Raw genomic sequence first — 19,847 nt, 5'->3', positions numbered from 1 at the left:
GGCTCAGTCGCGTCGTCGACTCGAGCCGCGCGGATGGAACCGTGCTCCGGTGAGCACCGGGCCGGCGCTCGGTCGCCCGTCGATGCGCGCCTGCAGCAGGTCGAGCAGCGCCGCCGACGTGGCGGCGGTGTCGAGTTCCACCGCTGAGATCGCGGGCCGGCTGTGGCGGGCGTGCTCCGAGTCGGACGCGGTCGCGATCATGGCGTCGTGGGGCACGCGGATGCCGCGCTCGGCGAGCCCCGCGAGCATCCCGGCCGCGTGGCGGCCCGTGAGGCAGAGCATCGCGTCGGGCGCTCCCTCGTCCGCCAGCCGGTGGGCCATCGACCGGCCGCCGGCCGCGCCGTCGCCCTCGGCGACCTCGCGCACGATCGGTGCCGCTCCGCGCGAGGCGCACCAGCCGCGGTAGGCGGCCTCGGCGTCGAGGTTCCACGCGTTCGGCACCGTCCCGCGCACGAGCGCGATGCGCTGCGCACCGCGGGCGGCGAGGTGGTCGAGCACCCGTCGGGTGATCGTCGGGCCGTCCTCCGACGCCCAGTCGGTGAAGGTCGGACGGTCGGGATCGCGTCCGAGCGTCACGTAGGGGATGCCGCGCCGCTCGAGCAGGCGCACGACGGGGTCGTCGACGGTCGGCAGGTCGACGACGTAGCCGTCGAGGCCGAGGGCCAGCGGAGGAGAGGGCCGCCGGGTGAGGTCGGGCACCAGCATGACGCTGAGACCGCGCGCCATCGCCTGCGACGAGAGGTCGCCGATGAACCGGGCGAACACGTCGACGCCCGCGGGCGCGTAGTCGCCCAGCAGGTCGAGTGAGCGGATCACGAGCCCGATCGCACCGACCGAGGAGCGCCGCAGTCCGCGGGCGAGCGCGTCGGCCTGGTACTCCATCTCGTCGGCGACCTCGCGCACGCGCGTGCGCGTCGCCACGCTCAGGGTTCCGGTGCCGTTCAGTGCCATCGAGACCGCTGCGATCGAGACGCCCGCACGCTTCGCGACGTCGCGGATGGTCACGCCGCCCGCTCGTGCCATCAGGGCCTCCCGACCTCGTTCCGCCGAGGCCGATTGTATAAAACGTTTTACGCTCCTAGCCTGTAGGCGCCCGACGATGGACCACCACGAGGGCGCGAGCGAGGGAGACCGGAACACGCGATGCGGCTGCACCACCTGACCACCGAGACGACCGACCCGGCCGAGCGCGGAGATGCGATCGGCCGGGCCTACAGCGGGTTCGTCCGCCAGGGCGCCGATCGCTACCTCGCGCACTTCGACGCGCTCGGCATCCCCGCCGACCGGGTCCGCGACATCGTCGAGCGCAGCCGCGCCTCCCTTGACGCGTGGCATCCGGCGCTCGTCGTCGAATCGGATGCCACGGCCTCCGCCGCGGGCATCGAACCCTGGCGCGCCTTCGCGGTGGCCGCGCGCACCGAGGTGCTCGCCGTCGCGCCCTCCGCCGGCGAGGGGGAGTGCTCGACCGCGGTCCGCGTGCCCGCCGACGGAGGCGCGCCCGAGACCATACAGACCTGGGACTGGCACGACCACCTCGCGCCCGACGGCCTGCTGCACCGGCTGACGGCCGCCTCGGGTCGTGGAGTGAAGCTGTTCACGGAGTTCGGCACGGCGGCGAAGATCGGCGTCAACGACGCCGGTCTCGGCGTGCACTTCAACATCCTGTCGCACCGCTCCGACAGCGACGCGGGCGGGGTCCCAGTACACGCGATCGCGCGACGCATCCTCGAGGAGGCGACGATTCTCGACGAGGCTCGCCGCATCGCGGCATCCGCTCGAGTCAGCGCGTCGACCGTGCTGACCGTGGCCGCGTTCCACGACGGAATCGCCGAAGCGGCCAGCCTGGAGCTCTCGCCGGCCGGCATGGCGGTCGTGCCGCCAGCAGCCGACGGCCGGCTCGTGCACACCAACCACTTCCTCGACCCCGCGCTCGCCGAGGGCGACACCAGCGCCGACGACTCGACCACCCGTGCCCGCTACGCGCACGCCTCGGCGGTCGGCGGCGCGATGTCAGGACTCCCGGCCGCCGAGCGCGCCGCGGCGTTCTGCGGCCCCGACGGCGGCTCGGCGCCGATCTGCGTGCGACCGGATGCCGCGAGGCCGGTGCACGAGCAGTGGGGCACGCTGCTCACGATCGCGCTCGACCTGCCCGGCTTCGCGCTCGAGCTGCACCCGGGCACGCCCGACGAGGTCGCGGTGCACGGATTCGATCGGTTCTGATCGCGGTAGTGACGGTTCCCACCACGCTGGGTACTCTGGATTGAGCGGCTTCACGCCGCGACGGCAGGGACGCGGGGGACCGGCGGGCGAGCGCCTGACGAGCGGCCCGAATGGAGCACCACGATGAGCTGGGACCCGTTCTCCGACGAGGACGACGAGGATCGACGCCCTCGAGCGACGGGGGAGGCCCGGGGTGCGCGGATGTGGCGCGGCACGCGGAGCGTGCTCGGCTGGTCGGGCGTGGTCGCGGGCATCGCCGCCCTGGCCGTCGGTGCCGTCTACGCCGTGAACGTCGCGGGGCTCGGGGCCAAGCCCGGCGGGTTCGATTCGCAGCTCGACAGCGGGCAGAAGATCGCCCGGCCGCTCCTGACCGGCCCGATCGACTCGCCGGCGACGACGAAGCAGCCCGTCGCGCCCGTCGAGGGAGCCGAGGCCCCGGCGGCGCTCTCGAGCTCCGGCGGGTCCCTGATGACCTGGGTCGATCCGGAGTGGATCGCGCAGGTCGCCGCGGCGACCGGCATCCCCGGGCGGGCGATGAACGCGTACGTCGCTGCGCACCTCGCGGTGGCCGCCGAGCAGCCCGAGTGCGGTCTCGACTGGACCACGGTCGCGGCCATCGGCTCGATCGAGTCGAACCACGGCCGCTACGGCGGCGCGACGCTCGGCGACGACGGCTATCCCACGAAGCGCATCGTCGGCGTGCCGCTCGACGGCAACGGCGTGGCCGCCATCGCCGACACCGACGGCGGCGAGTTCGACGGCGACACCGTGTGGGACCGCGCCGTCGGACCCATGCAGTTCATCCCGTCGACGTGGGCGCGCTGGGCGAACGACGGCAACGCCGACGGTCTCGCCGACCCGAACCAGATCGACGACGCGGCGCAGGCGACGGCCCGCTACCTGTGCGCGTCGGGGCCGATGACGAGCGTCGAGGGCTGGCGCGCGGCCGTGTTCTCGTACAACCACCTCGACTCGTACGTCGACAAGGTCGCGTCCATCGCGAACGAGTACGCGGCGGCATCCGTCATCGGGGGCTGAGGCTCACGCCCCGGGCGACTCGTCGGACCGCTGCGCCCGCTGCTCCTCGCTCACGCCGAGCCGCAGGCGGTCGCAGAGCTCGGTGAGCGTGCGCAGCTCGTCCTCGTCGAGCGAGTTGCCGACGTGCTTCGTGATCGCGTCCACGTGCGTGAAGGCGACGCGACGGAAGAGCGCGAAGCCTTCCTCCGTGATCGACACGATGGTGCCGCGGCCGTCCTCGGGGTCGTGCTCCTTCGTCACGAGCCCGCGTGCCGTGAGGCGGTCGACGAGCCGGCTCACGCTCGGCTGCGTGATGAGCACCGAGCGGTTGAGGTCCTTCAGCCGCAGCCGGCGCCCGGGCGCCCGCGTGATGTTGAAGAGCACGTCGTACTCGTTGAGCGAGATGACCTCGCTCGGGAACTCCGCCGCCAGGGCCCGCATGATCGTGACCTGGGCTCGGAAGAGCGACTCCCATGCGGCGACCGTGATCCCGCGTTCCGCCACCCTCGGCTCCCCTCGACGTCTTCGACGGTCGTGCCTGTCGACCCGACTGATCCAAGGATAGGGAACCGGTGCCCGGAAACGGGTGAGGGCCGGTCGTAGAGGCTGACGACCGACCCTCTCCCTTGCACCAAGAGTGTCCTGCAATCACATTCCGCACCGACCGCCACAGCAAACAGTCGGTGCTCTAGAAATATATAACGGATCGATAACGGGCGCTAGTTATCGTTCCGTGATTTTTCGAGATTTCGTCCCCCGGGTGGGGGAGGGATCCGCCCACGCCCCGACGGCGTCGACGCACCGTTCGATAGGCCCGCAACGAGGGCCCGGTCAGAGGGCCATTCGGACGTACTGGTCGACTCGCTTCGTGCGCAGCGTGCCGGGCGCGTACTTCTCCAGCCAGCCATCGTCCTCCGCGAGGGCGAGCGATCCGGCCGTCGTGGGGGAGGCCGCGGCAGCGGTGCCGGGACGCGTGCGGTCGACGACTGCACGGAAGTAGTAGTGGTTGAAGAGCCGGTTGAACTCGGTGAAGTAGATGTCGGCGACGCGCCGATCGCCGCGGATGATCACCATGTTCTCGTCGTTACCGGTCGTCGACGCCTCGCTGAAGTTCGCCGACCCGGTGACCACGATCGGGTCGGGCCCGAGCGGGTCGTGCAGCAGGAACTTGCAGTGCATGAATGCGACGTGCGAGTTGAGGCCGAGCTTGCGGTTGTCGGTCTCCACGACCCACTGGCCCAGCGGCGTCGAGATCTCCGAGCCCGAGGCCTGGTACACGTTGTTGCGCGCGTTCAGGCGGATGAAGGGCTTGGTGGACTGCGCATTCGGGCGGTCCTCCTTCTCGAGCAGGAGGAAGCAGACCGGGCCGGCCGGCGTGTTCTTCACGAGGGCGTCCTTGAACGGTGCCGGCACGGTGAAGGCGAAGGTCATGCACGCCAGCGACGACGCCGTCGCGGCGAGCTCCACGTAGAGGTCGAGGGGTGCGAGACCCGAGCGGGGGCTGAACACCGGGGTGATGCCAAGCGGGATCGCCGACGCAGCGGGCACCGGGGAGAGCCCAGCGACGTCCGCATAGAACGCGGCGTTCCGCGTGCGCACGGTGGACCTCGAGTCGCCGACACGTCCGCCGGGATCCTGCTCGAGCAGGTGCCAGTAGTCCAGGTACGCTGCGGCCGCCGCCCGGTCGCGGATCCAGTGGCCGACGTTCGCCTGGCCGTGTACGCCGCCGTCGGTGAGGTTGGTCGAACCGGTCCACACCTGCGTGGGGTTCCCGGCGGCGTTGAGCAGCACCATGAACTTGTTGTGGGCGATCGAGGAGCGCCGTGCCTCGCGGCGGACGATCGCCGAGTCGGGGAGGCCCGCATCGATGATCGCCTGGAGGTTCCGCAGGCGCGGGTCGCTCGCGTGGAACACGGCCTTCGTGGTGCCGTCGGGCTGCTTCTCGTTCGTGGTGTGCTCGTTGACCTTGAGGTCGACGACGAGCTTCACGTCGACGCCCTGGTCGATCGCGTGCTTCAGCTCGGCGAGCACCGGGGCGTAGGTGAACTCGTAGAAGCATCCGCGGATCGCCTGGCCCGGCCGTGCAGCTCGAATGAAGCGCAGCATCGCCTCGTCGAGATCACGGCTGAGCCACGCGAGCGCCTCCTTGCGCCTGCGCTCGGACGGCTGCCGGTCGGGCGGGAGGTTGCCGAACTTCAGGGCGTACCGCTGACTCGAGGCGACGCCCCGGTTGAAGAAGACGTCGTGCGTGCCGCCGTGGAGCGGCTCGGTCTCGACGTCGAGCTCGACGACCGGGCGCGTGCGATCGAGGTTCTTCGGGGCGCCGGCGAGCGGATGGAAGCGATATTTGTAGGGCCGGCCGGGCTTCGCGGTGAAGTCGTCCCACACGAGGCTCTGGATCGGATGCTCGAACGTCGACACCGTGATCGACGCGTCGGGTGCCGGGATGACGCTCGGGAACACCTTGAAGCCGCTCATGAAGTAGCGCTGGTTCTCGGTCGGGTCGATGCGCTCGACCGCGAACCCGAGCAGCCCGGTCCGCGCCGCGGCATCCGCCTCGATGCCGAACGAGATCGTGTTCGTGCCCGCGACGGCGAAGACGCGGATGCCGCCCGCCACCGGTGACCTGAAGCGCATCCCGACGCACCCCCCTCGGGGGATCCGACGACCCGCACCCCGCGGACCCGCACGCGAGCGGTCCCCCCGGACGGAGGCTACTCCCGCGCGCTCTCGGCGTCGATACTGGATGCGTGCGCTCGAGCGGGGGCAGAGCACCGCGAATCGGACGGGGGACCGATCGGCTCGTCGCCGCTGCCGTGCTGGCGTGCGCCGGCGTCGCCGTCGGGGTCGGGGTCGGAGTCGGCGTGAGCTCGGGGGCCGCTGCCGCGGCGCCGGGCCCGGTCGAGGCGGGCGCGATGCCGGCATGGGCGGATGCCGCGTACGACCCCGAGTGGGCGACGGCATCGGAGCTCGAAGGTTTCCTCCGGGCGAAGGCCGACGAGCTGCGGCTGGCCGGCCTCGCCGTCGTCGTCCTGGCGGAGGACGAGGTCCTGTTCGAGGGGACGTACGGCGAGGCGGCGCCCGACGGACGCCCGGTGACGCTCGACACTCCGTTCGTGCTCGGCTCCACGTCGAAGCAGTTCACCGCGCTCGCCGTGCAGCAGCTCGTCGCGCAGGATCGCCTCGGCCCCGACGACACGATCGGATCGCTCCTGTTCGAGCTCGGCGGCGACGCGAGCGCGCTGGCGTCCGTGACGGTCGAGCAGCTCCTCGAGCACACGTCGGGCCTGACGATGCGCGCGGGCCTCGACTTCTTCAGCCTGTGGCCGCAGGCGGGTTCCATCGAGGAGGACGCCCGCCGCCTGCTGCGCGAGCAACCGGAAGTGGAGCCGGGGACGCGGTTCGAGTACACGAACGCGAACTACACGCTGCTCGGCGCGATCATCGAGGCCGCGACGGGCGAAACCTACGAGTCCGCGATGCAGGAACTCGTCGTCGACCCCCTCGGACTGGAGGCGACCACGAGCGACCTCGATCGGGCCGCGGCCGACGGCCTCGCCATCGGCGAGTACACCTGGTTCCGCCTGCTCAACGTGACCACGCCGACCCCAGTGACCGCCGCCGCGGCGCCGAGCGGCTACCTCACGTCGAACGCGCACGACCTGACCCGCCTCGTCGAGGCGCATCTCGGCACGTCGACGGGCATCGACCCCGACGTGCTCGAGGCCGCTCGTCGCCCGCTGACCGAGATCGACCGCTACGCAGGCTACGCGAGCGGATGGTACCAACGCGCGTTCTGGGAGCTGACCGAATTCGACGCCGGATGGGAGGATCCCGACCTCCCGCGGATCTGGGAGCACGGCGGCGACGCGCTGCGGGCGATGTCCTACATCGCGATCGCGCCCGACCTCGGGTTCGGGGTCGTGGTGCTCACCAACACCGGGCTGGGCAGCGATCAGGGACGGTTCGCCGGATTCACGAACGCACTGCTGCACGAGATCGTCGGCACCCGAGCCGCGCCCGTGAGCACCGACCCGCTCATCGCTGCGGCGCCGGCGATCATGATCGGGATGCCGCTGCTGCTGGCCGCGGCGATCGCGTGGGTTGTACTGGTGCTCCGTCGACCCCCGGCATCCCGCATCGCGCGCTGGCTGCCGGTCGCCGTCACCGCCGTGCTCGTCGCACTGACGCTGTGGATCGCGTTCGTCGTGGTCCCGGCCAGCACCCGGGCGTCGCTCATCGACACGTGGTGGTGGTCGGGCGCACCCGACCTTGCCGTGTCGATCGGCCTGAGCCTCCTGCTCACGGCATGCGTCGTGCCGCTGCTCGTCGCCCAGGTCGTCGCCGCGTCACGCCGGCGCGAGCCGGGCTCGTCGCCCGATCAGTACAGGTCGGGCGACGGCGTCGAGGCCTGACGGATCGAGACGTCGGCGTGGCGGTCGAACCGGTAGCCGACGCCGCGCACGGTGCGCACGATGTCCTGGTAGTGGGCGAGCTTCGAGCGCAGGCGACGGACGTGCACGTCGATCGTGCGCTCGCTCGGGGCCTCGTCGTCGGCGTCCCACAGGCTGTCGATGAGCTCGTGGCGGTCGATCGTGCGGCCCTCGCGGAGCACGAGGTACTGCAGGAGCTCGAACTCCTTGTAGGTGAGCCCGGCGGGCTCGCCGTCGAGGAGGACGCGCTTGCGCGAGATGTCGATGATCACGCCGTTGGGGTGGCGGTCGGCGTCGTCGCGGATGCCCTGGCTCTCGCGCTGCTTGGCGAGGGCGGCCGGGTCCTGCAGCGCGAGGCGCACGACCTCGACGTCGCGACCGCCGGCGCCCTCGGGGGCGAGCGCGACGGCGGCATAGGTCTCGGCCGACGGAGCGACATCGGCGGTGAGGGCTCGGAGCGCCTCGACGATGCGGTGGAGGGTGGTGCCGTCGGCGAGGGCCTTGGCCTCGTCGATGCCGACGTAGAGCACGAAGCCGCGGGCCTCGGTGCCCTCGGGCACGGCGCGGACGCGCGGCGCAGCGGCAGCGGCCGGTGCCGTGGGTGCGGGCGGCGCCGCGACCTCGGCCGGGCGCGGCGCGATCGAGACGGGACGAGCGGGCACGGCCGGCAGCGACGGAGCGGTGCGGACGGCGGTGGAGCGGACGGGAGCGAGTGCGAGAGACATGACGTTGGTCCTTGTGGAGTCGGTGCAGCGAATGGACCCCAAGACGGTGGCGGGGTCGATGCGAAAGGCCGTTCGGCCGGGGAACCCTGAAGAGCGGGTTCGGTGGAGTCCGAGCCGATCAGGATGTCGATCGGAGACGGGAACTCGGCGGTCGGGTCGCGGTCAGCGGCACATTCGACAACACATGGGCGCACGCGCCGACATCATCATGTCGGCAGTCCTGGTCACCTCGCGGGCGGTCAGGTTGCGTGCGGTGTCAGTCATGGGTGCCAGTGAAACGGATACGCGAGCGTGTGTCAATTCATGACGCCGGTATGACGGGGTGTGACGGCGCAGACGGTGCACGCTGCGGTGCGGCATCCGGGAGGATCGGGGGAGCGGATGACACGGCCGCAAGGATCTGCGAAAAGAGGGCGTTCAGAAAAATCTTCCGCAGTCGCATCCGCGCCAGCGTGTGAGGGCGCGAAGATCCTGCGGCGAAGCCAGTGAAGGGTCGAGGAGTGTACGGGCAGCGCGAGCGGATGACGCGCCGCGGACTACTCGACCGTGCCGTACAGCCGGTCGCCGGCGTCGCCGAGGCCGGGCACGATGTAGCCGTGTTCGTTGAGTCGTTCGTCGACGGCGCCGAGCACGACGGTCACCTCGCGACCGTGCAGCGCGTCCTCGACGGCCTTCAGGCCCTCGGGCGCCGCGAGGATGCAGATCGCAGTGACATCCGTCGCCCCGCGCTTCAGGAGGAACTCGATCGCGGCCGTGAGCGAGCCGCCGGTGGCGAGCATCGGGTCGAGCACGAAGCACTGGCGGTCGGAGAGGTCGTCGGGCAGGCGCTCGGCGTAGGTGGTCGGCTCGAGCGTCTCCTCGTTGCGGGCCATGCCGAGGAAGCCGACCTCGGCGCTCGGCAGGAGCTTCACCATGCCCTCGAGCATGCCGAGACCCGCGCGGAGGATCGGCACGATGAGCGGCTTGGGCTCGGCGATGCGAACGCCCGTGGTGGGTGCCACGGGCGTCACGATGTCGACCGGTTCGACGCGGACCCCGCGGGTGCCCTCGTAGGCGAGCAGCGTCATGATCTCTTCGACGAGCGAGCGGAAGACCGGTGACGGCGTGTTCACGTCGCGGAGCACCGTCAGCTTGTGGGTGATGAGCGGGTGGTCGGCAACGTGGACTCGCATAGGCTCGAGTCTAGTTGCGGGGGTTCTCGCGGAGGGAGGGGCTCGTGGACGTGCCGATCCACCGCGAGTGGATGCGACTGGCCCTCGCCGAGGCTGAGCAGGCGCCCGCGACGCGCGACGTCCCGGTCGGCGCGATCGTGGTGCGCGACGGCGTCGTGATCGCGGCCCGCCGCAACGAGCGCGAGCTGACCAACGACCCGACCGCGCACGCCGAGATCCTCGCCCTGCGCGACGCGGCGGAGGCGATCGGCGACTGGCGGCTCACCGACTGCACGCTCGTCGTCACGCTCGAGCCGTGCGTGATGTGCGCCGGTGCGATCGTGAGCGCACGCGTCGGCACGCTCGTGTTCGGGGCGTGGGACGAGAAGGCCGGCGCGGCCGGCTCGCTCTACGACATCGTGCGCGACCGGCGGCTCAACCACCGCGTCGAGGTGTACCCGGGCGTCGACCCCGAGGCATCCGCTCGGCTGTTGCTCGAGTTCTTCGAGGACCCGCTGCGCCGGCCCGAGCGGGGCTAGGCGACCGGGCCGTCGCACGAGCCGCCGCGAACGCGGTCTACTCGGCGACCACCGCCGGCGGCGTCCACCCTTGGTCGAGGATCGCGGCATCCGGCCAGTAGGCCCGCAGGTACAGGGAGAACGGGCCCGCCGGGGCGGGCAGCCAGTTCGCGAGCTCATCGGGATCGGTCGGCGCCGGTCCGCCGGCGGTCAGCGTGAGCGAGCCGTCGTCGGCGAAGTGGAGCCCCTGGTTCTTCGTGCCCAGCGAGAACCGGTGCAGGTCGTTCGGGTGGAAGAAGTGGTGCTCGTTGTAGAGCGTCAGGCTCCAGAAGCCGCGCACGGGCGGCAGGCCGCCGGCCGGGAACGTCACACGGTAGCGGCGGGCGCCGTCGAGGCGATCACCCGCGTGGTCGAGGTCCTGGTAGTAGTAGCACGTCTCGTTCGGCAGGTTCACGAAGATGTTCGCCTTGGCCATGGCCGTGCGCGAGAGGTAGTCGGTGCCCGACTGCGCGCCGTTGCGCTGCGTCGACCAGTGGTCGGTCGAGGGGAGCCCGATGTTCCGGAACTCGAAGAGCTCCTGCACGAGGCCGGCGTCGGCCTGCACCGCCGCGTCGACGACGACGTCGTGCACGTGCGGGTCGGATGCCGCGGCATCCGCGAGCGTGCGGAACCAGTCGTAGAGCGCCTCCTCGCCTGCCCGCGCGGGCACCTCGTCGAGCACGGCGGCGAGCGCCTCGGGGAAGGCCTCGGGGAAGACCCACCGGGTCTCGGCCTCGCCGGCGCCCGCCGCGTCGTCGGCGCCGAACGACGGGACGGCGGTCCAGTCGACCTCCTTCATGGTGCCGTCGAACTCGGCGAGCGGGTACATGCCGATCCGGGCGAGAAGCGGGAGGATGGCCTCCCGGTCCTCGGCGGTGTCGTCCATGAACACGCGTGGGATCACCACGCCGACCGCCGTGTCGAAGCGGAACACCGCGGAGATGCCGTCGGGCACGTCGCCGTCCCACTCCGCAGGCGCGAGCAGGTAGTGTCCCGGCTCCGTGCCGTACATCGCCCCCAGCTGGACGAACGAGTCGGTGCGCTGGTCGACGGCCTGGTAGACCCAGAATCGGTCGTCGAAGTCGGGTACCTGGATCACCGAGGGGCCGACGCTCGCGGCGACCATGCCGAAGCCGTAGGCCACGTCCTGGTTCGGGCAGGCGACGAGCCGCTCCTGCGGCTCGATGTAGTCGTGCAGCATGCCGAGCCGCCCGAGGGGTGCCGCGGGGACGATCCCCTTGAGCAGCCCGGGCTCGGGCAGCTGCTGCATCACCGTCTGGCGGTTGTGCAGGTTGATGAGCGGCCACGACCAGAGGTAGGCGGTGGCGGTCAGGGTGCGGACGTAGTCGTCGGTCAGGCGGAAGCGCTCGGAGGCCATGGGCACCACCCTGCCAGCCGACGACACGATCCCCCTAGGCGACCCGCGCTCCGCGGCGGGCCTCGAGGCCGTCGAGGTACTCCGAGAGCAGGGCAGCGGATGCCGCCTCGGCTCGCGGCCCGTTCACGGCGCGCTCCGCGCGCAGTTGCTCGCGGCTGAGCCCGTACTCGGGCAGCTCGTCGCCCCACGCCGCGAGCCAGTCCTCGTGGATCTCGTCGGTGATCTCGGGATGGAACTGCACCGCGAGCAGCCAGTCGCCCTTGGCGAACGCCTGGTTCTCGTACTGTCCAGACGTGGCGAGCCGCTCGACGCCCTCGGGCAGGTCGAACGTGTCGCCGTGCCACTGCACGGTCGGCACGCCGGCGAAGTGCCGGACGGGCGACGCGGCGCCCGCCTCGGTCGGCTCGACCGTCAGCCAGCCGACCTCCTTGCGCGGGCCCTTGCGCACGTCGGCGCCGAGCGTCTTCGCGAGCATCTGGGCGCCGAGGCAGACGCCGAAGATCGGCGCCTCGGCGTCGATGCGGCGGCGCAGCAGCTCGATCTCGTCGGCGAGGTAGGGGTAGCGGTCGGTCTCGTAGGCGCCCTCGTCGCCGCCGAGCACCACGACGAGGTCGGGCGCGAGCGCGTCGAGCGCCGTGACGTCCTCGTGGGGCGCGTCGACGGTCACGATCCGGTAGCCGTGCGCCTCGAGCGTGGGCCCGAGGTTGCCGAGCCCGATCGCGGAGTCGTGCCGGAGCACGAGGGCCGTCAGGGGTCTCGATACGCGTCCGGCTGCGCCGGTCGCTACTCGACCACCGGCCCCGGTCATTCGAGGCCCTTGATGACGATCGCGTCGGTGGCCGGCGCGGCCGCCTTCGGGTCGACGTAGACGTCGGGCTCGAGGTAGATCACCCGCGCGGTGGGCACGGCGTGGCGGATGCGCTCCTCGATGACGTTCGTCGCCGTCGCCACCTCGAGCAGCCGCTGGTCGGCGTGGAAGCCGATCTTCGCCGCGACGAGCAGCTCGTCGGGGCCGAGGTAGAGGGTCTTCATGTGGATGATGCGCTCGGCCTCGGGGCCCGCGAGGATCGCCCGCTCGATCTTCTGCAGGTCGTCGTCGTTCGCTCCCTCGCCGACGAGCAGGCTCTTGGTCTCCATGCCCAGGATGATCGCCACGATGATCAGCAGCGTGCCGATCATGAGCGTTCCGATCGCGTCGAAGAGCGAGTTGCCGGTGATGATCGTGAGGCCGACGCCGAAGAACGCGAACACGAGGCCGAGGAGCGCGGCGATGTCCTCGAGCAGCACGACGGGGAGCTCGGGCGCCTTCGCGTGCCGCACGAACTGCACCCAGCTCTGCCGGCCGCGCACGTGGTTCGACTCCTTGACCGCGGTGCGCAGCGAGAACGACTCGAGCACGATCGCGATCGAGAGCACGAGGATCGGCAGCCAGGGCACCTCGAGCTCGTGCGGGTGCTGGAGCTTGTCGATGCCCTCGTAGATGGAGAAGATGCCGCCGACCGAGAAGAGGATGATCGAGACGACGAACGCGTAGACGTAGCGCTCGCGGCCGTAGCCGAACGGATGCTCCTTGTCGGCTGCCTTCTTCGCCTGGCGCCCGCCCAGGATGAGCAGCAGCTGGTTGCCGGCGTCGGCCACCGAGTGCACGCCCTCGGCGAGCATCGAGGCCGACCCCGAGAAGAACCACGCGATGAACTTCGTGAGGGCGATCCCCGTGTTGGCGAGGAAGGCCGCGATGATGGCTCGGGTGCCGCCGGATGCGCTCATGGCGTCAATCCTAGGATGGTCGCATGAGCGCCGACGCCCCCGTGAAGCTGCCCTCCATCGCCTTCCTCGGAGCCGGGTCCATGGCCCGTGCGATCCTCGCCGGGCTGCTCCAGCCCGGCATCGAGATCGAAGGCGGCATCCGTGCCACGAACCGCTCGCGCGAGCGGGCCGACGAGCTCGACGGCCTGCCCGGCGTGACCTCCTACGCGACCGAGTCGGATGCCACGGCGAACCGCTCGGCGGTCGCGGGCGCGAAGGTCGTGGTGGTCGCGGTCAAGCCCGCGATGGTGCCCGACCTGCTGCGCGAGATCGCCGACGCGCTCGACCCCGGCACGGTGGTGGTCTCGGTCGCGGCGGGTGTGACGGTCGCGACGTACGAGTCGCTGCTTCCCGAGTCGGTCGCGGTGATCCGCTCGATGCCGAACACGCCCGCCGTCGTCGGCCGCGCGGTGACGGGCGTCGCGCCCGGCACCCGGTCGACCGACGACGATCTCGCGCTCGCCGTGGCCCTGTTCGAGACCGTCGGCGACGTGATCGTCGTGCCCGAGGAGCAGATCGACCCGCTCTCCACGATCTCGGGGTCGGGCCCCGCGTACGTCTTCTTCCTCATCGAGCAGCTCACCGCCACGGCCATCGACAAGGGCTTCACGCCCGAGCAGGCGGCGCTCATGGTGGAGGGCACGTTCCGGGGCGCGAGCGAGCTGCTCGCGGCATCCGACGACGACCCGGGCGAGCTGCGCCGCCGCGTGACGAGCCCGAAGGGCACCACCGAGCGGGCGATCGCGGTGCTCGAGGAGGCGCGGCTCAAGGAGGTCTTCGACCGGGCGACGGATGCCGCGCTGGCTCGCGCCCGCGAGCTGGCGACCGGGGCGTGACCTCGCCGCCATCCCGGTCGTCGAGTAGCGCCGGCCGCAGGCCGACGCGTATCGAGACGCTGGCCCCGCTCCGCCTCACCGGGGAGCCCCGCTTCGCGTGGCGCGGCGTCATGCTCGACGTCGCGCGCCGGTTCCGGCCGCCGCCCCAGCTGCACCGGTTCGTCGACCTCGTCGCGGCGCACGGCCTCAACGTGCTGCAGCTGCACCTCTCCGACGACCAGGGCTGGCGGTTCGAGGTGCGGCGGCATCCGCTGCTCACCGAAGTGGGCGGGCGACGGTCGGAGTCCCAGCTCGGGCACGGGCCCGACGCACGCGGCGACGGGGTGCCGCACGCCGGGTGGTACACGCAGGACGAGCTGCGCGAGCTCGTGCGGTACGCATCGGAGCGCGGCATCCGGATCGTGCCCGAGGTCGACGTGCCCGGGCATGCGCGCGCGATCCTCGCGGCGTATCCCGAGTACGGCGTCGGCGGGGCGGAGGCCGTGCGCGAACGGGTGACCGAGCCGTGGACGCGGTTCGGCATCTCCGACGGGGTGCTCAACGTCGAGGACGCGACGGTCGCCTTCGTGTGCGAGGTGCTCGACGAAGTGTGCGACGTGTTCGACTCCGACGTGGTCGGCATCGGCGGCGACGAGGCGCAGAAGACGCGGTGGCGCGAGGATGCGCGCACGCAGGAGCTCATGGCCGAGCGCGGGCTCGCCGACGAGTCGGCACTGCAGGCGTGGTTCCTCGGCCGCGTCGCGGCGCACCTCGCACGTCGAGGGCGCCGCGTGATCGGGTGGGACGAGATGCTCGAGGGCGGCGGGGCGCCGGCGCCCGACGCGATCGTCGCGTCGTGGCGCGGATCGGTCGGCGCCGAGCTCGGGGCGCGGCTCGGCCACGACGTCGTGCTGTGCCCCGACCTGTGGACCTACCTCGACTACCGGCAGTCCGACGACCCGCGCGAGCCGATCCCCGTCGGCACCGTGCTCTCGCTCGAGGACGTCGCGTCGTTCGAGCCGCTGTCATCCACGTCGTCGGACGCGCTGCGGCAGCACGTCATCGGCGTGCAGGCCAACGTGTGGACCGAGCACCTCGACACTCGCGAGCGACTCGACTACGCCGTGTTCCCACGGCTCGGCGCGTTCGCCGAGGTCGCGTGGAACGGCGGACCGCTCGACTGGGACGACTTCGCGTACCGGCTGCCCGGCTACCTGGCATGGCTCGAAGAGCGGGGCGTGGACTTCCGGCCGCTCGACGGTCCGCGACCCGACCAGCAGCGGCCGGGCGTCCCCGGGATGCCGCGCGACCGCGCCGCTCGCATCGCCGAGCTCGAGCGGCTCACGGCCGACCTCGACGCTCCAGCAGCACCATGACCTCGAAGTGCGTCGTCTGCGGGAACATGTCGAACACGCGCGCCTTCACCGGCCTGAGCGACGGCATCGCCGCGAGGTCGCGGGCGAGCGAGGCGACGTTGCAGCTCGAGTAGAGCACGTGCGCGGCATCCGATCGCTCCAGCCAGTCGGCGAGCTCGCGGCCGATGCCGCGGCGGGGCGGGTTCACCACCACGAGATCGGGGGCGCGTTCCGCGCCGACGGCGAACGCGGTGGCGTCGCCGGCCGCGAACCGGACGCGGGTGAGCGCGGCATCCGTGCGGCTCAGCTCCGCGCTCGCGACGGCTTCGACGCTCGTCTCGATGCCGGTCACGTCGGTCGCGGCATCCGCGAGGTGCAGGGCGAAGCCGCCGACGCCGGAGTAGAGGTCCCACGCGTCCTCGGGTGCGAGGTCGCGGATCCAGGAACGCGCCTCCGCGTAGAGCGCCGCCGCGATCGCGGTGTTCGTCTGGAAGAAGCTCTGCGGGCGCAGGTGCATGGTCACGTCGTTGAGCCGCATGGGCAGCGCCTGCTGCTCGGTGAGCACGACCTCCTCGGAGCCCTCGAGCACGGCCTTGTGCTCGGGCAGCAGGTTCGCCGTCACGACCCGCGCCTGCGGCAGCTCGGCGAGCAGGGTCGGCAGGTGCTTGCGGAGGCGCGCGAGCGGCTCGGTCGACCGCAGCACGAAGCGCACCATGAGCTCGCCGTCGGGCGACTCGGTCACGATGAGGTGCTTGAGCTCGCCCGTGCGGGTGCCGACGTCGTACGGCGCGATGCGGGCGAGCATGATGAAGCGCGCCAGCACCGGGAACGCGGCGCGGTGCCCGGGCGAACAGATGCCGCAGGCCTGCAGGTCGACGCCATGGCCGTCGGCGTCGAGGATGCCGATCGTCGGGGCATCCGTCGAGCCGCCGACCACCATCTTCGCCTTGTTCCGGTAGTCGCGCTCGACGCTCGCGACGGGCGGCAGCCACGCGGGCACGTCGAACGGCGCGAGGAGCTCCTCGGCGTGCGCCTGCTTCTCGGCGAGCTGGTCGTCGTACGGACGCCCCATGAGCGAGCACGACCGGCACGACCAGGCGTCGAAGTAGGGGCACTGCACCCGACAAGGCTACGCGGGCGTTCCCGGAGGTCGAGGAGGACCGGCTACGGCTCGAAGCGGTAGCCGAGGCCCGGCTCGTTGAGGAAGTGCCGCGGCTCCGAGGGCACGGGCTCGAGCTTGCGCCGCAGCTGCGCCACGTAGAGCCGCAGGTAGCCCGCGTCGTTGCGGTGGTACGGACCCCACACGTCGGAGAGCAGCATCTCGCGAGTGAGCAGCTTGCCGGGGTTGCGCAGGAAGAGCTCGAGCAGGCGCCACTCCGTGGGCGTCAGGCGCACGGATGCCGCGGCGCCCTCGCCCGCGCCGCTCCCCGCGCCGCTCCCCGCGCTGTCGGCGCCCGGTCCGTCGGGCCCGCCCGCCCGCCGGATCGTCTTCGCCGCCAGGTCGACGACGAGGTCGCCGATCGCGACCGTCGCGGCATCCGCCTCGGCGCCGCCCGTCGCCCGGGCCCGCGCCCGGATGCGGGCGAGCAGCTCGTCCATCGCGAATGGCTTCGTGACGTAGTCGTCGGCCCCGGCGTCAAGGGCCTCGACCTTCTCGGCGGAGTCGGTGCGGCCCGACAGCACGAGGATCGGCACGCTCGACCACGCGCGGACCGCCCGGATCACGTCCATGCCGTCGACGTTCGGCATGCCGAGGTCGAGCAGCAGGAGGTCGGGGTGCGCGCTCGCCGCGAGCTCGATGGCCTCCGCGCCGTCGCGCGCCGCGACCACGTCGTAGCCGCGCGAGGCGAGCGTGATGCGCAGGGCGCGCTGCAGCTGGGCGTCGTCGTCGGCGACGAGGATCTTCATTCTGCCTCCTCTGCGGTGGGCAGCGTGACGACCATGGTGAGGCCGCCGCCGGGGGTGTCCTCGACCTCGAGCGTGCCGTCCATGCCCTCGACGAAGCCCTTCGAGAGAGCCAGGCCGAGCCCGAGGCCGGTCTCGTTGTCGATGTCGCCGAGGCGCTGGAACGGGGTGAACACCTCGTCGCGGCGCTCGGGCGGGATGCCCGGACCCCGGTCGACGACCCGCAGCTCAGTGCGGCCGCGGAACGTGCTCGCGGCGACCCTGACGCGCTCGCCGTCGGGGGAGTGCCGCAGCGCGTTCGCGAGCAGGTTCACGACGACGCGCTGCAGGAGGCCGGCGTCGGCGAGCATCGGCCGCAGGTCGTCGGCGAGGTCGAGCTCCACCTCGGCGGGCCCCAACTCGAGCTCGTCGAGCGCGGGGAACACCACGTCCGCGACATCCGTCGGCCCGAGCGTGACGGCGAGCGCGCCCGCCTGCAGGCGGCTCACGTCGAGCAGGTTCGTCACGAGGTCGGCCAGCGCGTCGAGACTCTCGGCCGCGGTGTCGAGCAGCTCGGCGCGCTGCTCGGGCGGCAGCGTCACGTCGGGCGACCGCAGTGCGCTCACGGCGGCGGACGCGGAGGTGAGCGGGCGCCGCAGGTCGTGCCCGACCGCGGCGAGCAGCGCCGAGCGCACCTTGTCGGTCTCGGCCAGCTCGCCGGCGGCCTCGGCGGCCGACGCGAGGGCGCCGTGCTCGATGGCCGCGTCGAGCTGGGTCGCGATGACCTGCAGCAGGCGGCGCTCGGATGCCTCGAGGTCGCCGCCGTGCAGCTCGAGCACGCCGCGCGTGCCGATCGGGACCGTGCTCACCCGGTCGTCGTCGGCCGGCTCGCCGTCGGTCACCCGCGGTTCGCCGTCGACGAGGAGGCGGACGCCGCTCAGCCCGAATGCCTCGCGGGTCCGGGTGACCATGGCCTGCAGCGCGTCCTCGCCGCGCAGCACGCTGCCCGAGATGGTGGCGAGCAGCTGCGACTCGGCCGCCGCCCGCCGGGCCTCTCGGGTGCGTCGGGCGGCCTGGTCGACCACGAGGCTCACGAGCAGCGCGTTCGCGACGTAGAAGACGAGCGCGAGCAGCTGCCGCGGCTCGGCGATCGTGAGCGTGTAGAGCGGCGCGATGAAGAGGAAGTTGAGCGTGAGTCCGGAGAGCACGGCCGCGAACAGGGCCGGCCAGAGCCCGCCCACGAGCGCGACCACGATGACGAGCAGCTGGTACGCGAGCACGTCGCTCGTGATCGACGTCTCGGTGTGGAACAGCGTGAGCACCCAGCTCAGCAGCGGGCCGAACACGAGCGCGATCGCGAAGCCGACGAAGAGGCGGGTGCGGCTGAGCGCGCCGCCGAGACGTGGAAGCGAGAACCCCGATCCGGCCGCCGCGTGCGTCACGATGTGCACGTCGATGTCGCCCGACTCGCGGATCACCGTCGCGCCGATGCCCGGGCCGGTGAAGGCGGCGGCCAGGCGCGACCGGCGGCTGACGCCGAGGACGAGCTGCGTGGCATCCGATGCCCTGGCGAACTCGACGAGCGCGCGGGGGACGTCTTCGCCGACCACCTGGTGGAACGTGCCGCCGAGCTGCTCGACGAGCGAGCGCTGCCGGTCGAGCGCCTCGGGGTGCCGCGCACGGAGCCCGTCGGGAGTGGTGACGTGCACCGCGAGGAGCTGCCCGCCCGAACTGCGCGCGGCGATGCGAGCGCCGCGGCGCAGCAGGGTCTCGCCCTCGGGGCCGCCGGTGAGGGCGACGACCACGCGCTCGCGGGCCTCCCACTTGCCCGTGATGCCGTGCTCGGCGCGGTACGCCTTGAGCGCCTGGTCCACCTCGTCGGCGAGCCAGAGCAGCGCGAGCTCGCGCAGGGCGGTGAGGTTGCCGAGCCGGAAGTAGTTCGACAGCGCGGCATCGATGCGCTCGGCCGGGTAGACGAGCCCGCCGGCGAGCCGATCGCGCAGGGCCTGCGGGGCGAGGTCGACGACCTCGATCTGGTCGGCGGCGCGCAGCACGGAGTCGGGGATCGTCTCGCGCTGCTGCGCACCGGTGATCTCGAGTACGACGTCGCCGAGCGACTCGATGTGCTGGGTGTTCACGGTCGAGATGACGTCGATGCCCGCCGCGAGCAGGTCCTCGACGTCCTGCCAGCGCTTCGGATGCCGCGAGCCGGGCGCGTTGGTGTGGGCGAGCTCGTCGACCAGGGCGATCTCGGGCGTGCGCGCCAGCACCGCGTCGACGTCCATCTCCTCGAGCGCGAGGCCGCGGTGCTCCTCGTGCCGGCGCGGGACGACCTCCAGCCCCTCGATCATCGCGGCGGTCGCGGCGCGACCATGGGTCTCGACGAAGGCCACGACGACGTCGCGGCCCTCGTCGCGGAGGCGCCGGCCCTCTTCGAGCATGGTGTAGGTCTTGCCGACGCCGGGAGCGGCGCCGAGGAGCACTCGCAGCCGCCCCCTCTTCATGT

The 19,847-nt window shown here is 72.0% G+C and carries 17 protein-coding genes; 6 read left to right on the top strand and 11 right to left on the bottom strand.

All coding sequences use genetic code 11. The features are described 5' to 3' along the window. Positions 1-3: 3 nt before the first annotated feature. Positions 4-1,023 (bottom strand): LacI family DNA-binding transcriptional regulator, encoded by a 1,020-nt coding sequence (locus ACWEOH_RS06380; protein ID WP_452029261.1) that lies wholly within the window; start codon positions 1,021-1,023, stop codon positions 4-6. A 120-nt stretch (positions 1,024-1,143) separates the two neighbouring features. Between ACWEOH_RS06380 and ACWEOH_RS06375 the strand changes: the two genes are divergently transcribed. Together ACWEOH_RS06375 and ACWEOH_RS06370 are read left to right on the top strand one after the other, a co-directional pair. Continuing rightward, complete coding sequence (locus ACWEOH_RS06375; RefSeq protein ID WP_452029259.1) at positions 1,144-2,220, top strand: C45 family autoproteolytic acyltransferase/hydolase; 1,077 nt, start codon at positions 1,144-1,146, stop codon at positions 2,218-2,220. A gap of 123 nt (positions 2,221-2,343) precedes the next feature. After that, positions 2,344-3,258, top strand: a complete 915-nt coding sequence (locus tag ACWEOH_RS06370; RefSeq protein WP_452029258.1) for a lytic transglycosylase domain-containing protein — start codon at positions 2,344-2,346, stop codon at positions 3,256-3,258. A 3-nt stretch (positions 3,259-3,261) separates the two neighbouring features. Here the strand turns inward: ACWEOH_RS06370 and ACWEOH_RS06365 are convergent, their stop codons facing one another. Next, complete coding sequence (locus tag ACWEOH_RS06365; protein WP_452029256.1) at positions 3,262-3,741, bottom strand: MarR family winged helix-turn-helix transcriptional regulator; 480 nt, start codon at positions 3,739-3,741, stop codon at positions 3,262-3,264. Positions 3,742-4,068: 327 nt separating this feature from the next. Further along, a complete protein-coding gene (locus tag ACWEOH_RS06360) occupies positions 4,069-5,874 on the bottom strand; it encodes a phospholipase D-like domain-containing protein (RefSeq protein WP_452029255.1) in 1,806 nt (601 codons plus the stop codon). Positions 5,875-6,101: 227 nt separating this feature from the next. Here ACWEOH_RS06360 and ACWEOH_RS06355 point away from each other — a divergent pair, with 227 nt between their 5' ends. After that, complete coding sequence (locus ACWEOH_RS06355; protein ID WP_452029253.1) at positions 6,102-7,652, top strand: serine hydrolase domain-containing protein; 1,551 nt, start codon at positions 6,102-6,104, stop codon at positions 7,650-7,652. Here the strand turns inward: ACWEOH_RS06355 and ACWEOH_RS06350 are convergent. Then, on the bottom strand, positions 7,619-8,395 hold the full coding sequence (locus ACWEOH_RS06350) for a winged helix-turn-helix domain-containing protein (protein ID WP_452029252.1): 777 nt from the start codon (positions 8,393-8,395) through the stop codon (positions 7,619-7,621). The genes ACWEOH_RS06355 and ACWEOH_RS06350 overlap by 34 nt on opposite strands. A 536-nt stretch (positions 8,396-8,931) precedes the next feature. Further along, the gene (upp, locus tag ACWEOH_RS06345; RefSeq protein ID WP_452029250.1) at positions 8,932-9,567 is read right to left on the bottom strand and encodes a uracil phosphoribosyltransferase; all 636 of its coding nucleotides are present in this window, start codon (positions 9,565-9,567) and stop codon (positions 8,932-8,934) included. Between the two features lie 71 nt (positions 9,568-9,638). Between upp and tadA the strand changes: the two genes are divergently transcribed. Beyond that, positions 9,639-10,085: a tRNA adenosine(34) deaminase TadA gene (tadA, locus tag ACWEOH_RS06340; protein WP_452031870.1), complete on the top strand. Its 447-nt coding sequence runs from the start codon at positions 9,639-9,641 to the stop codon at positions 10,083-10,085. Positions 10,086-10,122: 37 nt separating this feature from the next. Here tadA and ACWEOH_RS06335 read toward each other — a convergent pair whose 3' ends face one another. The 3 genes from ACWEOH_RS06335 to ACWEOH_RS06325 all read right to left on the bottom strand — a co-directional run bounded on the left by ACWEOH_RS06335 (position 10,123) and on the right by ACWEOH_RS06325 (position 13,248). Next, entirely contained in the window at positions 10,123-11,481 is a 1,359-nt protein-coding gene (locus ACWEOH_RS06335) for a DUF1214 domain-containing protein (RefSeq protein ID WP_452029248.1), read from the bottom strand. 34 nt (positions 11,482-11,515) lie between these two features. Further along, positions 11,516-12,220: a glutamine amidotransferase-related protein gene (locus ACWEOH_RS06330; protein WP_452029246.1), complete on the bottom strand. Its 705-nt coding sequence runs from the start codon at positions 12,218-12,220 to the stop codon at positions 11,516-11,518. Between the two features lie 65 nt (positions 12,221-12,285). Further along, entirely contained in the window at positions 12,286-13,248 is a 963-nt protein-coding gene (locus tag ACWEOH_RS06325; RefSeq protein WP_452029244.1) for a cation diffusion facilitator family transporter, read from the bottom strand. A 23-nt stretch (positions 13,249-13,271) separates the two neighbouring features. Here ACWEOH_RS06325 and proC point away from each other — a divergent pair, with 23 nt between their 5' ends. Continuing rightward, entirely contained in the window at positions 13,272-14,123 is an 852-nt protein-coding gene (gene proC, locus ACWEOH_RS06320) for a pyrroline-5-carboxylate reductase (RefSeq protein ID WP_452029242.1), read from the top strand. After that, a complete protein-coding gene (locus tag ACWEOH_RS06315) occupies positions 14,120-15,478 on the top strand; it encodes a beta-N-acetylhexosaminidase (protein ID WP_452029240.1) in 1,359 nt (452 codons plus the stop codon). Before proC ends, ACWEOH_RS06315 begins: the two co-directional genes overlap by 4 nt. Here ACWEOH_RS06315 and rlmC read toward each other — a convergent pair. The 3 genes from rlmC to ACWEOH_RS06300 are packed head-to-tail and all read right to left on the bottom strand — an operon-like array spanning position 15,444 to position 19,845. Then, a complete protein-coding gene (gene rlmC / locus ACWEOH_RS06310; protein ID WP_452029238.1) occupies positions 15,444-16,577 on the bottom strand; it encodes a 23S rRNA (uracil(747)-C(5))-methyltransferase RlmC in 1,134 nt (377 codons plus the stop codon). The genes ACWEOH_RS06315 and rlmC overlap by 35 nt on opposite strands. A 44-nt stretch (positions 16,578-16,621) precedes the next feature. Then, a complete protein-coding gene (locus ACWEOH_RS06305; RefSeq protein WP_452029236.1) occupies positions 16,622-17,365 on the bottom strand; it encodes a response regulator in 744 nt (247 codons plus the stop codon). Continuing rightward, the gene (locus ACWEOH_RS06300) at positions 17,362-19,845 is read right to left on the bottom strand and encodes an ATP-binding protein (RefSeq protein WP_452029234.1); all 2,484 of its coding nucleotides are present in this window, start codon (positions 19,843-19,845) and stop codon (positions 17,362-17,364) included. The genes ACWEOH_RS06305 and ACWEOH_RS06300 overlap by 4 nt, the downstream gene beginning before the upstream one ends. Positions 19,846-19,847 lie beyond the last annotated feature (2 nt).

Source organism: Agromyces sp. NPDC004153, from assembly GCF_053603635.1.
Note: the sequence above shows the minus strand (reverse complement) of the source record. Positions and strands in the feature narration are given on the sequence as shown.